We start from the raw sequence: 14009 nt of genomic DNA on the forward strand, positions 1-14009 counted from the left end.
TTATCTCCGGTCATTCACATATTCTAAAAGTGATGAACGACAAGCAGCTCAATCTACTCCATATGAATCCCGGAGCAGCCGGTAAACAAGGCTTTCAAAAAAAGAGAACGATGTTGCGATTTAAGATTGAAGTAGAAAACATCTCTGATCTTGAGGTAATCGAGTTAGGATAAAAGAATTCAGTGAGCAGTTTGCAGTGAGCAGTCTGTAGAGGAGACCAACAAAATCATTCAAAAAGCGCCAATATTTAAATTCAACTTTTTCCTATAGAATGTTTGAATCCTTTTGTCTCATTCTGGTGGGATCCTGAATCAAGTTCAGGATCAAAAATACTGGGTGAAGTGAACGTCATACCGGGTCAGACCCGGTATCTCATCTTCTTGATCCCTAATTACCTGAACATTCATATATGTGACAGTTCTAAAAAATATTGCAATATGCAGTCCCAATGAGAGCGGTTTTTAAAATTATATAAACAAAAAAACCCGAAGTCTTCACTTCGGGTTTTCACGCACTAATACTACTAAGATGATAGGCTTATCGCAATCGATCGACAGATTTTACGAGATCTTCGTCCTTTTTAATGGCCTTATTGGCCAAAACAAGAAAAACGATAGAAATGATTGGAAGAAACATCCCAATATCCTTCTTTGAGATTATAATCTCTCCGGATAAATTTAGCGACCAATAAACAAAGACTCCTAGTAAAAAAAAGTTTAACAGTATATTTAAACGCCCCAGCACAAACTGAAGCTTTCTGTTTTTGAACATAAAGATACTCACCAAAGAAAGCAATGCTGATGAAATGAACATGATAAAAACCATAAGCTCATTGTTAGCATAAACAGGAGTACCGTCTGAATTTTCCCAAAGCGGAAATAAAAAAATCAATCCGCCGCTAATTATAGCTGCCAGTAATAAGTAAACGGTCTGTATTCTTTGTAGCATATTGGGGTTAAAATTCGCCACAAAAATAACAGATTCTTTAGAAAATTCCATGCTAAATATTAAAATAAAGTCGTATAATTGCAGAAACAATTCGTAACCAGTTCTAAACAGGTTACTTAAGTCTCCAAATTTTTTCGATTCTCCCACGAGAAGTTTTAATCAAACCAAACACACAATTTTATTCTTAATTATTCATGTTTGAAATTTCAGAATTAAAAGCTAAAAAGCTACCTGAACTTCAGGAAATAGCTAAATCACTAAATGTTCCTAAGTTTAGAAGCTTAAAAAAACTAGATCTTGTATATCAAATATTAGATCATCAGGCTGCCAATCCTTCTGTTGCTAAGGAAGTTCTTGCCGAAGAATCAACAAAAAGCTCCGAGCCATCTGAAAAACCTCAGAAAAAACGACCCGGAAAAGTAGGCAGCGATAAAAAAACACAGAGCCACAAAAAACAGGAAGCATCTCCTAAAAAAGAAAATCCTCGTAAAGAAGCTCAGCCGGAAAGAGAAAAACCACAGGCCCGGCAAAATAAAAGACCTGACAACCGGCCATCTAAAGATTCCAGGGATGATAATCGCGGAAATCAGCGCGAGAAACAGGACAGCCGTAGTAAAAACACCGGAAGTCGTGACAATGGAAACCGGGATAATGGAAACAGAGATAACAATAACCGGGACGCCGGCAACCGTGATAGCCGCAATCGCTATCGCGAACCCGATTATGAATTTGACGCTATAATTGAAAGCGAAGGGGTGCTGGATATCATGCAGGACAATTACGGTTTCCTGAGATCTTCAGATTATAATTACCTGACTTCTCCAGATGATATTTATGTATCACAATCTCAGATAAGATTATTCGGTCTAAAGACCGGAGATACGGTTCTAGGTCAGATCCGTCCGCCGAAAGAAGGCGAAAAATATTTCCCTTTGATCAAGATCAATAAGATCAACGGATTGGATCCTCAGGTTGTGAGAGACCGGGTTTCTTTTGAACACCTGACTCCTCTCTTCCCTAAGGAAAAATTTAATATTGCTGAGAAGCAAAGTTCCATTTCCACCAGGATCATGGACCTTTTCTCTCCAATAGGAAAAGGGCAACGTGGGATGATCGTATCCCAACCAAAGACCGGTAAAACCATGTTGCTTAAGGATATCGCCAATGCTATCGCAGCGAACCATCCTGAAGTATACCAAATCGTGCTGTTAATTGATGAACGTCCTGAAGAAGTTACCGATATGCAACGAAATGTTCGCGGAGAGGTAGTTGCTTCAACCTTTGATAAAGAAGCTCACGAGCATGTTAGAGTAGCAAATATTGTCCTGGAAAAAGCTAAGCGTCTGGTAGAATGCGGTCATGATGTAGTGATCCTTTTGGATTCCATTACCCGTCTTGCCCGTGCCTACAATACTGTTCAGCCTGCCAGCGGAAAAGTTCTAAGTGGTGGTGTAGATGCTAATGCCCTACACAAACCAAAACGTTTCTTTGGTGCTGCCCGGAATATTGAAAACGGCGGATCGCTTTCTATCATTGCAACTGCCCTTACCGATACAGGTTCCAAAATGGACGAAGTTATCTTTGAGGAATTCAAAGGAACCGGAAATATGGAACTTCAGTTAGATAGAAAGATCGCGAATAGAAGAATTTTCCCTGCAATAGATCTTACTTCATCAAGTACACGTCGCGATGACCTGTTACTGGATGAAAATACTATACAGCGCATGTGGGTGCTACGTAAATATCTTGCAGATATGAACCCTATTGAAGCAATGGAATTTATTGAACAGCGTTTCAAGCAAACCAGAAATAATGAAGAGTTCCTCATTTCGATGAACGCCTAATTATCAGAAACACATATTTTTACTGAAACCGGAGTCTTTAAATAGCTCCGGTTTTTTATTATTCCCTGGAAATTTGTCACTTAATTTCCAGAATTATTTGGAATTTGAAGTCCATTAGAATTATATTTGCAATCATATTGCGGGAGTAGCTCAGTTGGTAGAGCGTCAGCCTTCCAAGCTGAATGTCGCCGGTTCGAACCCGGTCTCCCGCTCTAAGAACCTCTGCATATTTTGTGGAGGTTTTATTTTTAAAAAAAATGTTTACCGGGTGAGAAGCCTGTCCTGAGGGAGCTTTAAGAACCTCTACATATTTTGTGAAGGTTTTTTTGTTTGATAAAAATTGTATAACGGAAGAATTCTGCTCAAAAGTGCCGAAGGGAACCCGGTATTCGGCTCGGATGGTCTCTTTTTTTTATGTAATTATTTATTCAAAAAATACTTCTAAAACAAAATGCCTCTTAATAATTTCAAGAAAATCAGCTTTCACTTCACCCCATTTTCACCTCCTCCTTAAAGACCACAAAACTTCTATAAAGTCTTGTTAAATGCCCCCCGAAAAAGAAGTTATTCTACCAAAATAACCCTATTTTTAACTTACTAAATAAAACTACTATAAAGCATTATGAAAGATAAGCCAGGAAAAATTCAGGACAAAATAGACGCGAAATTCTTAGAGCAACGCAAGGTATTTCTTTGGGGTGATGTAAATGACAAAACCGCGAAACATGTAATAGATCGGCTTCTGTATTTGGACATGGAAAGCGATAAGGAAATACAATTCTTTATCAATAGTCCAGGCGGATTTGTCACCGATGGTTTTGCCATCTATGATACGATGCAAAGTCTGGATAGTCCGGTTTCGACAATTTGTTCGGGGCTTGCAGCTTCAATGGGTTCCATTCTTTTATCGGGTGGCACCAAAGGGAGAAGATTTATTCAACCGCATGGGAAGGTAATGATTCATCAACCAATGGGTGGAGCAAGAGGTCAGGCCTCCAATATTGAAATTCAAGCGGCTGAAATCCTAAAAATAAAAGAATTGAGCGCTCGTATTCTAGCAGAGAACTGCGAACAATCTATTGAAAAAGTAATGAAAGATTTTAACCGTGATTATTGGATGAATGCCGAAGAATCTATTGAATACGGCATAGTAGATGATATATTAAAGAAGTAAGATGGATATAAAACATAAAGAAACCGATAACAGAGGCATGTTCTACCTTGAGAACAAAAAAGGTATTTATGCTGAACTTACCTATGTTAGAAAAGATAATGATATCCTCACTATTGACCACATAGAAGTAGACGAGGAATTGGAGGGCAAAGGCTTTGCCGGAAAATTACTCCATAGATCTGTTGAATATGCCCGGGAAGAAAATCTTAAAATTGATCCGCTTTGTCCTTACGCCGAAGTACAATTTCAACGAAACGAATCTTACCAGGATGTCAAGGCATAAATCAAAAATGTCTTCTCTGAAATATCCTTTTTCTGCTCCAAAATAACCTAAATGAAATTAATAAGATTCCCCTTATATTTATTCTTAATAGTCATTCTTACATTTTCCTGTGAGAATGCCAATATAGAGCCCGGAATTGAAACTTCAAAGGTTCCGGATTCTGAAAAGATTAATGACCTAACCACGGCCATGAAGGTGGAGAAAAAAATTGAGCAATGGCAGAATGAAACTCTCAACCCGGAACTTCAGCTAAATAATATTAGATTGGTAGATAGTTTCTATTCCAAACAGGGATATCAGCCTGTATGGAATAATCGTGAGTTACGGGAAGACCTCTACCGGAGTATTGAAAATGCACAAAACCATGGTCTTCAGGCTAAAGACTACCACGGTGAATATCTTGAAATGGCCTTATCTAATCTAGAGAACCTTGAAGAGGATGAAAAAGACTTACTCGAATTGGTACTTACCGATGCGTTTTTTACTTACGCAAAGCATTTGAATTCAGGGAAACTAAATCCAAAAGAGCTATATACTATCTGGGATATTGGAACAAATGACACCGATTTTATTTCGGTTTTTGAAAAAGCAATCTCAGAAAACAGGATTTCGGCCAGCTTTAACGAGCTTGCCCCAAAACACATAGTTTACAACGGACTTCAGAAATCCCTTCAGGATTATCGGAAATTAATGGAAGGCGAGGAAAACCCCACCCAAATTGAACAAGGGGAAAGCATTAAACCTGGGGATACCAGCTCAAGAATGGCTATGATCTCCCTTCGGCTTCAGGAATTAAATTTTATAGACAGTATTCCCTCTAATTCCACACATGAATATAATGAGACTTTACAGGATGCCGTCCAGAAATTTCAGAAACATCATGGCATCGAAACAGATGCTGTAATTGGCGCAGGAACAATAACAGCCCTCAACACCACTTACCAACAACGCTATGAGCAAATCCTGGTTAATCTTGAACGCTGGAGATGGTTTCCTCAGGATCTCGGTGATCATTATATTATTGTGAATATTCCTAATTACAGATTACATTTAGTAAATGGGAAAGATACCATTAGCAGCAACCGTGTTATGGTAGGTACTGAAGCCCGAAAAACTCCGGTATTTTCAGATGAAATAGAGCATATTGTTTACAACCCAACCTGGACAATCCCTCCTACTATAAAGAAAAATGATGTAATTCCGGCTGCGAAAAAAAATACCTCCTATCTCACCAGTAGAAATATGTCAGTTTTCGATAGAAGTGGTCGCAAATTGGACCCTTCAGAAATAAACTGGAATAGCACTGAAGCGGCAAATTATACCTACAGGCAGGAAGCCGGATCTGCAAATCCCCTGGGAAAAGTAAAGATCATTTATCCGAATAAATATTCTATTTACCTGCATGATACGCCCTCGAAAAAGCTTTTCGAAAAGAATTCCAGAGCTCAAAGTTCTGGCTGTGTAAGAGTGGAGGGAGTTTTGGACCTGGCCGAATATTTACTAAACGACCAGGATAAATATACTCCCGATAAAATTGAGGGAATTCTGAAATCCGGCAAAACCACGACTATCAAAATTAGTAAAAATGTGAAAGTGCATCATTTTTACTGGACTGCCTGGCGTGAAAAGGATGAAACCTTATTTGCCGAAGATATCTACAAACAAGATAATGAGATCCTGGCGCTACTTATGAATTAAGCAACGGAGAATTATTCAGATAATTTTTATCTTCCTTATGAATGTAAATAACTGATTCGCCTTTAATGGTTTCAATTAGGTCTTTGGCAATTGTATTTGGCACGGCCGGGCAACCATAACTTCTACCCAAACGCCCTATTCTATCAATAAAATTAGGCTCGGCGTAATCTGCACCATGTACCACTACGTAACGTTTTCTGGCATTGTGGTTAAAACCTTTTTCTTGTCCGTCTAAATAAAGAGAAAGACCGTTTTTACCGTGATAAGTTGTACCTGTCACATAAAAACCAAGTGAACTTTGTAGTGAATTAACGGTATTGGAAAAGTTAGTAGCAAACTCTCCACCGGTATTTTTTCCATGAGAAACATAGGTATGAAATACCACATTTTTAGTAGTCATGTCTAAAATCCACATTCTTTTGGTTGTGGAAGAAAGACCAAAGTCAATGACGGTAAGCAATTGATTCCCAACTTTTCCTTTTTCGTCCAGTTTGCTATAACCGGTCATGGCTCTTTCAAACACATTCATAGCTGGCATACTTAAGCTATTCTCGGCAAATTCGCTGTAAACCGTAGCAACATTTTCAGAAAAAGTCTCGGGCGTTTCAGATTCCGTTCCGGAAGCCTCAGGAGCTTCAGAATCTGAAGTTATGGTTTCGGGTAAATTAGAGGAAGTAGTAAAAGCAAAGGAAAAGATAAGAATGGCGGTGATGGTTAGACTCTTATAAATCATAGATTAAATTTAAAGTTTTTTTGTTCTGTTAATTTATTCCAAATGATATGCCAAGCAAGGCATTTTTCGCGTTAATTGGTATAAAAGGGCCCTGAGAAGCGGATTTTAACATAATTCAGCAATATCAGGCTAGTTTTCAATTTATTATAACCGGGACGTTTAACACCTACAACGCAAATTAAAGAGATGTAGTATAGAAACCGCTAAGGTATATTGTTAAAATTTCGTGTTTGCTTATATTAAAAATCATGAGAAGAGGAGGTAGTTTTTTAAGAATCATTATTGGTATTGGAATAGTGATCTTTGGTTTTATCAAATTTTGTTCTTCCGCGGAAGAAAATCCCCACACAGGAGAAACTCAGTATGTCGATCTTAATACAGAAGAAGAAATGGCGCTCGGGGAAGAAAGTACTCCGGCAATGATTGAGCAATATGGAGGATTGTATTCGGATGAGGCCGAGCAAAGGAAGATTAGGGAAATCGGTCAGGAACTGGTGCGAAACAGTATTGCAAACGCCACACCATATGAATATGAATTCTACCTGCTGGCCGACCCCAACACCATCAACGCCTTTGCACTTCCCGGTGGCCCGGTTTTTATAACCTATGCTCTTTATTCGAAACTTGAAAATGAAGATCAATTAGCCGGAATCCTTGGACACGAAATAGGTCATGTTATAGGCCGACACTCTGCCGAAAGAATAGCAAAACAAGGATTCACTAATTCGGTAATATCCGGCGTGGCTGTTGGTTCCGGTAGCCAGGAGGCCGGCCAGGCAGCGGCGGTGATCGGGAATCTGGTGAATATGAAATATGGCAGGGGTGACGAGCTGGAAAGTGATAACCTGGGAGTAAAAATTATGATTGATGCCGGATACAATCCTGAAGAAATGATTGGCGTAATGCAAATTCTGAAAGAAGCTGCAGGTCCAAATCGCACCCCTGAATTTCAGAGCACTCATCCCGATCCTGAAAATCGCATTGAAAAAATTAGGGAAGCCATAGAAGAGCACCAATAGATTTAATACAACATTAGTAGGGCTTGCTTAGTTAAGGCTAAAATTTGTTTTTATCTTTATAGCCAAATTTTAATTGAGTTATGAATAAGAAAGTACTCCTAATGATCCTTGATGGATGGGGAATCACCCAGGACCCTAAAGTTTCTGCTATAGCGCAGGCTAACACTCCGTTTATGGATTCAGTTATAAAAGAATATCCACACGCAGAATTACGAACCGACGGGATGAGTGTTGGTCTTCCCGAAGGTCAAATGGGGAATAGTGAAGTAGGACATATGAATCTTGGTGCCGGTAGAATAGTTTATCAGGATCTGGTAAAGATCAATATGGCTGTGGAAAAAAATACTCTAAAAGATGAACCTGTTCTGGAACAGGCTTTTTCCTACGCTATAAAAAACAATAAACCTATTCATTTTATGGGCCTTTTAAGCGATGGCGGGGTTCACTCTCATATCAATCATCTAAAGGGTCTGCTTTCAGCGGCGGAAGAATTTGGTGTTAAGGAAAAATACGTGCACGCTTTTACCGATGGTCGTGATGTAGATCCGCATTCCGGAAAAGAATTCATTATTGAAATTGAAGAGCACCTTAAAAAGACCAATAGCAAATTAGCCACGGTAATAGGAAGATATTTCGCCATGGACCGTGACAAACGCTGGGAACGGGTAAAAAAAGCCTATGATCTTATTACCAAAGGCATAGGACAAAAATCCACCAATGCTGCTGAAGCTATGGAAAACAGCTATAAAAACAATATTAGCGATGAGTTTATAGAGCCAATAGTTCTTACTGATGAAGCCGGGGAACCTGTTGCCAAACTCAGCGAGAAAGATGTGGTAATTTTCTTTAATTTCAGAACCGACCGTGGAAGACAGCTTACCCAGGCCCTTACACAGGAAGATTTCGCCGAATATGACATGAAAAAACTTATGTTATATTATGTTACTATAACCAAATATGACGATAGTTTTGAAGGCATAAACGTGGTATTCAAAAAGGATAATATCAAATCTACCCTTGGCGAAGTCCTGGAATACACGGGGAAAAAACAAATAAGGATCGCTGAAACCGAAAAGTATCCACATGTAACCTTTTTCTTTTCCGGAGGACGTGAAAAGCCTTTTGAAGGTGAGAAAAGAATTATGTGTAATTCTCCAAAGGTGGCTACGTACGACCTGCAACCGGAAATGAGCGCATATGAACTAAGAGATAAGATCATCCCGGAGATAAAAGACCATTCAGCCGATTTTATATGTCTGAATTTCGCAAACCCGGATATGGTTGGGCATACCGGAGTTTTTGAGGCCGCAGTAAAAGCCTGTGAAACGGTAGATTCCTGTGCAAAGGATGTGGCTGAAGTCGCCAGGAAAAATGATTATTCGGTACTGATCATCGCCGATCATGGAAACAGTGAAACAATGATCAATCCTGACGGAAGCCCGAACACGGCGCACACCACTAATCCGGTGCCACTTATTTTGATGGATAGTGATGTAAAAGAGATAAAAAGCGGGAAACTTGGAGATATTGCTCCAACAATTTTAAAGCTAATGGGAATAGACCAACCCGATCTAATGACACAGGATCCTTTAATTTAAAATGATGATGAGTAAAATAATATTAATCCTTATCAGCCTTCTATTAGGCGGTAATTTTTCAGAAGAAATCACCAGAGAAGATTCAAAAGAGACCGTTCAGGAGGAATACCTTCTTGGGAAGTTTCAGCGGAAAGAACTGGAACAAAAGCCTTATTCCTACTGGTTTAGCAGGGGATACAAAAGCTATAAGCCGGAGGAAGCACAGATGAAACGAATAAAGGAAAATATCTCTGAATATGAGATATTCCTCTTTATGGGAACCTGGTGTGCCGATAGCCAGTTAGAGGTGCCTAAACTGTTTAAGATCCTGGATCAATCCGGTTACGATCCAACAAAATTAACCAGTATAGCAGTAGACCTTTACAAGGAAACGCCCAATCACATTGAAAAAGAATTTAATGTGATGCTTGTGCCAACTATAATTTTTTATAAAGACGGCAAGGAGGTAAATCGCTTTGTAGAATTCCCCATGGAAACATTTGAAGAGGATATAGCTGATATAGTAAGTGAAAAATCCTATAAAAATCCATATGCCGATTTTTAAAAAAGACCAATAAATTTCAGATTAATCTTTCTAATTTTGTAAAATGCCCAAATCCCTTACAATTGCCGTAGATTTTGATGGCACCATTGTAGAGAACAAGTATCCCGAGATTGGTAAACCTATGCTTTTCGCCTTCGAATCTTTGCAAAAGCTACAGGAAGAAGGCCATTTGCTTATCCTTTGGACCTACAGATATGGTGAAAAACTGGAAGAAGCGGTAGAGTTCTGCCGAACCCGGGGAATCGAGTTCTACGCTGTAAATAAAAGTTATCCCGAAGAAGATTTCGACCAGGGGATAAGCAGAAAGATACTTGCCGATATTTTTATAGACGATAGGAATATTGGAGGAATGCTGGGTTGGGGTGAAATTTACCAACAACTTTCTACATCAAAACAGCAACCAAGGAAAAAGAAATCCGGTTTTTTTAACCGCTTTTAAAATTTAAGAATGATAATACCAAAAACAAAAGAAGAGATAGAATTGCTAAGGGAAAGTGCCCTGATAGTTTCGAAAACCCTTGGTATGCTTGCTGCCGAAATAAAACCAGGTATCACTACCCTTCAGTTGGATAAAATGGCAGAAGAATTCATCAGGGATCACGGGGCCGTACCCGGCTTTTTGGGAATGTACGATTTTCCTAATTCTCTATGTATGAGCCCAAATGCACAGATAGTTCATGGAATCCCAAACGATACACCGCTACAGGAAGGAGATATTATTTCTATTGATTGCGGTGCATTAAAAAATGAATTTTATGGCGACCACGCTTACACTTTTGAAGTTGGTGATGTGCTCCCCGAAATTAAAGAATTGCTTAAGGTCACTAAGGAGTCTTTATACGTTGGAATAAGAGAATTTAAGGCAGGAAACCGAGTTGGAGATGTTGGATATGCAATTCAGCAATACACAGAAAGCCGTGGTTATGGTGTTGTAAGAGAACTAGTAGGCCATGGTTTAGGAAGAAAGATGCATGAAGATCCCGAAATGCCTAACTATGGAAAACGCGGCAGAGGAAAAAAATTTGTAGAAGGAATGGTGGTAGCCATTGAACCCATGATAAACCTTGGTACGCACCGCATAAAACAATTACCCGATGGGTGGACCATCTTAACAGCAGATAATCAACCAAGTGCCCATTTTGAACATGATGTGGCCCTGGTTAATGGAAAACCGGAATTGTTATCTACATTTAAATATATTTACGAAGCTTTAGGAATGGAGAATGATGAGGAAGTAGAATTTAGAGCACAAGTATATGATTAAAGATTTTAGACAGGAGCGATGGGAAACCTTACACAAGGAGGAGTGGCAGGAGAGATTCGTCTATAAAGTTTCCAATTTTGGGCGAATGGTCAGTTTTCTCAGAAATCCTGAGGGAGAACTAATGAAAGGCGGAAGAATTGGGGGCTACCTTAATTTTTCGGTGAAACTGAAAAATGGTAAGTCCAAAAGCTATTATATTCACCGTATCGTAGCTGAATTATTCCTGAAGAAAAAAGAGAATGACAAATATGTTATTCACAAGAATTTTCAGAAAGACGATAACCGGGTATCTAATCTTGCCTGGATGACCCAGGAAGAATGGGTGCAACATCAATATGAAAGTCCCAAGGTTAAGGAGAATAAGCACAAGAGAAAATTACGCAAAGTGGTTTCTTATTCGAAACTTACCTATGCCCAGGCGGTGATCCTCAAAAAGAAACTGCTGGACCCGAAACGCAAAACGCGCATTAGAGTACTTGCGAAACAATTTGGAGTTTCTGAAATGCAATTGTACCGAATAAAATCTGGTGAAAACTGGGGTGATATCGAAGTTTGATATCAATGTAGCTGAATAATAAATGAAATGAAAAAAGTTTTTAAGCTAATCCTCAACGCTTTTCCAAGGCCGTTGTTAATCAGGTTTAGTTATTTGGCAAGACCGTTTCTGGAATTAGCGCTCCGCGGAAATAAATACACCGATCCCATTGATGGTAGTAGTTTTAAAAAATTTCTTCCCTACGGATATGTAAAGCAGCGGGAAAATGTCCTTTCCCCTTCTACCCTATCCCTGGAACGCCACCGTTTGCTCTGGCTTTATCTCAAAAATGAGACCGACTTCTTTAACCGAAATTTAAAGGTGCTCCATTTCGCCCCGGAACAGGCTTTTTATAAGCGATTCAGGAATCTAAATAACCTGGATTACACCACTACAGATCTCAATTCTCCCCTGGCTGATGTAAAAGCTGATATTTGCAACCTGCCTTTTTTAGATAATGAATTTGATTTTATTCTTTGTAACCACGTGCTGGAACATATTCCTGATGACACTAAAGCTATGCAGGAGATCTACCGGATTTTGAAACCCGGCGGCACGGCGATTCTTCAAATTCCACAAGATCTGGATCGGGAAAAAACATTCGAAGATGATTCAATTACAGATAAAACCGAACGGGAAAAGATCTTTGGTCAATATGACCATGTACGAATTTATGGTAGAGATTACTTTGATAAACTAAGTAGTATAGGGTTCAAAGTGAAAGAAGTGGATTATACCCGGGAATTATCTTCAGAAGAAATAAACAAATACCGCCTGGCCAAAGGCGAAATTATTCCGGTTTGTAAAAAATAATTAATCCCGTAATACCTTTTCGAAACCTTCTGTAGTATAAACTTCAGGTTCGCCATTATTCACGAAGATCAGATAGGCATCAACATTATCAAGTTTCTCTACTAAACTAACAGCTTTTTCATAACCCATAGCCATAAATGCTGAAGCATAACCATCGGCAAGGGTGCAGTTTTCAGCTAAAACCGAAGCGCTAAGAAGATCATTCTTTTCGGCACGACCGGTGAGGGGATTAATTGTATGAACGAAGGTATTTCCTGTTGAATCTAAACTGAATTTACGGTAATTCCCCGAGGTTGCCATTGCCCTGTTCTGCAAGGCGAGTATTCCTTGAAAAGTACGCTTTCCAACCTCCTGTTCAGGATCATCTATAGCCACCAGCCAGTCTGCATCTTTTTGCATATTTCTGCCTTTGGCCACAAGTTCACCGCCCAATTCAATGAGATAATTTTCAGTACCTTTTTCATCAAAATATTCAGCAATAACATCGATGGCGTAACCTTTTGCAATCGCATTAAAATCTATATAAATTCCAGGAGTTTCCTTTATTATTTTATTATCCTCAGTCAGATGAAGTTTATCAAAACCAACAAGCTGGTGAAGGGAGTCCAGATATACCTCATCAGGTTGCTCAAGCTGTTTTTCAGGGCCAAAACCATAAGCGTTTACAAGGTTTCCAACTGTAGGATCAAAATAGCCTTCGCTCTCCTCATATATCTTTCTAGAGGCCTGGAAGACATTTACAAAATGTTCATCTACCACCACGTTTGTATCACCCTGATTGATCCTGGAAATATCAGAGTCAGGTTGATAAGTGCTCATCGAGGTGTTTATAATTTCAAAAATAGAATCCAGGGCAGGCTGCACTTCTAATTCTTCATCTGAAAAATATTTAATATTATACGTGGTTCCAAGCGCCATTCCTGAAACGCTTTTGGTAGAAATTTCAGATTGACACGCTAGTAGTAAACTTAGCGAAATCAATAAAAGCAAATGTTTTTTCATAACTTAAATTTCCTGCCATCCATCATAATTCACCACATAATCCTCCCCATGAGCAACAGGTTTCTCATAATCTTCAGAATTCGCTAATCCCACGCCTGCATAAAAAGTTCTAGCCTTGAATTTAAGAGCATGCTCTTTTATGGTCTGCAGGAATTGTCCCTCGAAAATTTTGGGATCATGAGGGTATTCTATAGCACGAACAATTACAAAATGCAGTTTCTTATCTTTAAGAGCAACAAACTGCGGATCTTTCTCGATCTTACTGTTCACTCCCAAAAATTCATAGCCTCGTTCCTCAAGGTCTTTCCCCACGATATTCATCGCAAGGTTATGCAGCTCCTGGTCGTTTAATTTAGCCATAGTGCAAAAATAAAAAAGACCGGCATCATAGCCGGTCTTTTTTGCTTATTATTTAATTGAAGATTAACCTCCAAAGTCATCAAATCTAATATTCTCATCGGGTAAACCAAAGTCTTCTCCCATTTTCTGAACAGCTTTGTTCATCAATGGAGGTCCACAGAAATATAATTCGATCTCTTCAGGTTCTTCGTGTT

At 39.1% G+C, this 14009-nt stretch carries 15 protein-coding genes, 1 tRNA gene and 2 pseudogenes; 13 read left to right on the forward strand and 5 right to left on the reverse strand.

Features of this window, described 5'->3' with window-relative positions:
• Positions 1–173: pseudogene (locus ACESK1_RS09355) on the forward strand (YfcE family phosphodiesterase); the annotation flags it as partial.
• Between the two features lie 364 nt (positions 174–537).
• Here ACESK1_RS09355 and ACESK1_RS09360 read toward each other — a convergent pair.
• Positions 538–948, reverse strand: coding sequence for a DUF4293 domain-containing protein (locus ACESK1_RS09360; protein ID WP_372919938.1), 411 nt, complete (start codon positions 946–948; stop codon positions 538–540).
• Between the two features lie 194 nt (positions 949–1142).
• On the opposite strand from ACESK1_RS09360, the gene rho reads away from it, so the two are divergent.
• The 5 genes from rho to ACESK1_RS09385 all read left to right on the forward strand — a co-directional run bounded on the left by rho (position 1143) and on the right by ACESK1_RS09385 (position 5947).
• A complete protein-coding gene (gene rho, locus ACESK1_RS09365) occupies positions 1143–2792 on the forward strand; it encodes a transcription termination factor Rho (RefSeq protein WP_372919924.1) in 1650 nt (549 codons plus the stop codon).
• A 139-nt stretch (positions 2793–2931) separates the two neighbouring features.
• Positions 2932–3004, forward strand: a tRNA-Gly gene (locus ACESK1_RS09370).
• Between the two features lie 410 nt (positions 3005–3414).
• Positions 3415–3966, forward strand: coding sequence for a ClpP family protease (locus tag ACESK1_RS09375; protein ID WP_372919925.1), 552 nt, complete (start codon positions 3415–3417; stop codon positions 3964–3966).
• Position 3967: 1 nt separating this feature from the next.
• A complete protein-coding gene (locus ACESK1_RS09380) occupies positions 3968–4249 on the forward strand; it encodes a GNAT family N-acetyltransferase (RefSeq protein WP_372919926.1) in 282 nt (93 codons plus the stop codon).
• Between the two features lie 51 nt (positions 4250–4300).
• Positions 4301–5947, forward strand: a complete 1647-nt coding sequence (locus ACESK1_RS09385; protein ID WP_372919927.1) for a murein L,D-transpeptidase — start codon at positions 4301–4303, stop codon at positions 5945–5947.
• On the opposite strand, the gene ACESK1_RS09390 is transcribed toward ACESK1_RS09385, so the two are convergent.
• A complete protein-coding gene (locus tag ACESK1_RS09390) occupies positions 5937–6680 on the reverse strand; it encodes a murein L,D-transpeptidase catalytic domain family protein (protein WP_372919928.1) in 744 nt (247 codons plus the stop codon). The genes ACESK1_RS09385 and ACESK1_RS09390 overlap by 11 nt on opposite strands.
• Positions 6681–6910: 230 nt before the next feature.
• Between ACESK1_RS09390 and ACESK1_RS09395 the strand changes: the two genes are divergently transcribed.
• The 7 genes from ACESK1_RS09395 to ACESK1_RS09425 all read left to right on the forward strand — a co-directional run bounded on the left by ACESK1_RS09395 (position 6911) and on the right by ACESK1_RS09425 (position 12453).
• Positions 6911–7699 (forward strand): M48 family metalloprotease, encoded by a 789-nt coding sequence (locus ACESK1_RS09395; protein WP_372919929.1) that lies wholly within the window; start codon positions 6911–6913, stop codon positions 7697–7699.
• Positions 7700–7779: 80 nt separating this feature from the next.
• The gene (gene gpmI, locus ACESK1_RS09400) at positions 7780–9297 is read left to right on the forward strand and encodes a 2,3-bisphosphoglycerate-independent phosphoglycerate mutase (RefSeq protein WP_372919930.1); all 1518 of its coding nucleotides are present in this window, start codon (positions 7780–7782) and stop codon (positions 9295–9297) included.
• A gap of 7 nt (positions 9298–9304) precedes the next feature.
• Positions 9305–9841 (forward strand): thioredoxin family protein, encoded by a 537-nt coding sequence (locus tag ACESK1_RS09405; RefSeq protein ID WP_372919931.1) that lies wholly within the window; start codon positions 9305–9307, stop codon positions 9839–9841.
• Positions 9842–9884: 43 nt separating this feature from the next.
• A complete protein-coding gene (locus tag ACESK1_RS09410; protein ID WP_372919932.1) occupies positions 9885–10280 on the forward strand; it encodes a BT0820 family HAD-type phosphatase in 396 nt (131 codons plus the stop codon).
• Positions 10281–10289: 9 nt separating this feature from the next.
• On the forward strand, positions 10290–11105 hold the full coding sequence (map, locus tag ACESK1_RS09415) for a type I methionyl aminopeptidase (RefSeq protein ID WP_372919933.1): 816 nt from the start codon (positions 10290–10292) through the stop codon (positions 11103–11105).
• Positions 11098–11661, forward strand: a complete 564-nt coding sequence (locus tag ACESK1_RS09420; protein WP_372919934.1) for an HNH endonuclease signature motif containing protein — start codon at positions 11098–11100, stop codon at positions 11659–11661. The genes map and ACESK1_RS09420 overlap by 8 nt, the downstream gene beginning before the upstream one ends.
• A gap of 27 nt (positions 11662–11688) precedes the next feature.
• Positions 11689–12453, forward strand: a complete 765-nt coding sequence (locus ACESK1_RS09425) for a class I SAM-dependent methyltransferase (protein WP_372919935.1) — start codon at positions 11689–11691, stop codon at positions 12451–12453.
• Here ACESK1_RS09425 and ACESK1_RS09430 read toward each other — a convergent pair whose 3' ends face one another.
• From ACESK1_RS09430 to ACESK1_RS09440, 3 genes and pseudogenes are all read right to left on the reverse strand, one after another.
• The gene (locus ACESK1_RS09430; protein WP_372919936.1) at positions 12454–13455 is read right to left on the reverse strand and encodes an FAD:protein FMN transferase; all 1002 of its coding nucleotides are present in this window, start codon (positions 13453–13455) and stop codon (positions 12454–12456) included.
• 3 nt (positions 13456–13458) lie between these two features.
• Positions 13459–13815 carry a Na(+)-translocating NADH-quinone reductase subunit F gene (locus ACESK1_RS09435; RefSeq protein WP_372919937.1) on the reverse strand — a complete coding sequence of 119 codons (357 nt, stop codon included), beginning with the start codon at positions 13813–13815 and terminating at the stop codon, positions 13459–13461.
• 63 nt (positions 13816–13878) lie between these two features.
• Positions 13879–14009: pseudogene (locus tag ACESK1_RS09440) on the reverse strand (NADH:ubiquinone reductase (Na(+)-transporting) subunit F); the annotation flags it as partial.

Origin of the sequence: Salegentibacter sp., assembly GCF_041642575.1 — a bacterium.
Taxonomy (GTDB): Bacteria; Bacteroidota; Bacteroidia; order Flavobacteriales; family Flavobacteriaceae; genus Salegentibacter.

Coding starts and splice junctions, on each gene's coding strand:
- ACESK1_RS09360 (WP_372919938.1), bottom strand. CDS start 948: ATGCTACAAAGAATACAGACCGTTTACTTATTACTGGCAGCTATAATT.
- rho (WP_372919924.1), top strand. CDS start 1,143: ATGTTTGAAATTTCAGAATTAAAAGCTAAAAAGCTACCTGAACTTCAG.
- ACESK1_RS09375 (WP_372919925.1), top strand. CDS start 3,415: ATGAAAGATAAGCCAGGAAAAATTCAGGACAAAATAGACGCGAAATTC.
- ACESK1_RS09380 (WP_372919926.1), top strand. CDS start 3,968: ATGGATATAAAACATAAAGAAACCGATAACAGAGGCATGTTCTACCTT.
- ACESK1_RS09385 (WP_372919927.1), top strand. CDS start 4,301: ATGAAATTAATAAGATTCCCCTTATATTTATTCTTAATAGTCATTCTT.
- ACESK1_RS09390 (WP_372919928.1), bottom strand. CDS start 6,680: ATGATTTATAAGAGTCTAACCATCACCGCCATTCTTATCTTTTCCTTT.
- gpmI (WP_372919930.1), top strand. CDS start 7,780: ATGAATAAGAAAGTACTCCTAATGATCCTTGATGGATGGGGAATCACC.
- ACESK1_RS09405 (WP_372919931.1), top strand. CDS start 9,305: ATGAGTAAAATAATATTAATCCTTATCAGCCTTCTATTAGGCGGTAAT.
- ACESK1_RS09410 (WP_372919932.1), top strand. CDS start 9,885: ATGCCCAAATCCCTTACAATTGCCGTAGATTTTGATGGCACCATTGTA.
- map (WP_372919933.1), top strand. CDS start 10,290: ATGATAATACCAAAAACAAAAGAAGAGATAGAATTGCTAAGGGAAAGT.
- ACESK1_RS09420 (WP_372919934.1), top strand. CDS start 11,098: ATGATTAAAGATTTTAGACAGGAGCGATGGGAAACCTTACACAAGGAG.
- ACESK1_RS09425 (WP_372919935.1), top strand. CDS start 11,689: ATGAAAAAAGTTTTTAAGCTAATCCTCAACGCTTTTCCAAGGCCGTTG.
- ACESK1_RS09430 (WP_372919936.1), bottom strand. CDS start 13,455: ATGAAAAAACATTTGCTTTTATTGATTTCGCTAAGTTTACTACTAGCG.
- ACESK1_RS09435 (WP_372919937.1), bottom strand. CDS start 13,815: ATGGCTAAATTAAACGACCAGGAGCTGCATAACCTTGCGATGAATATC.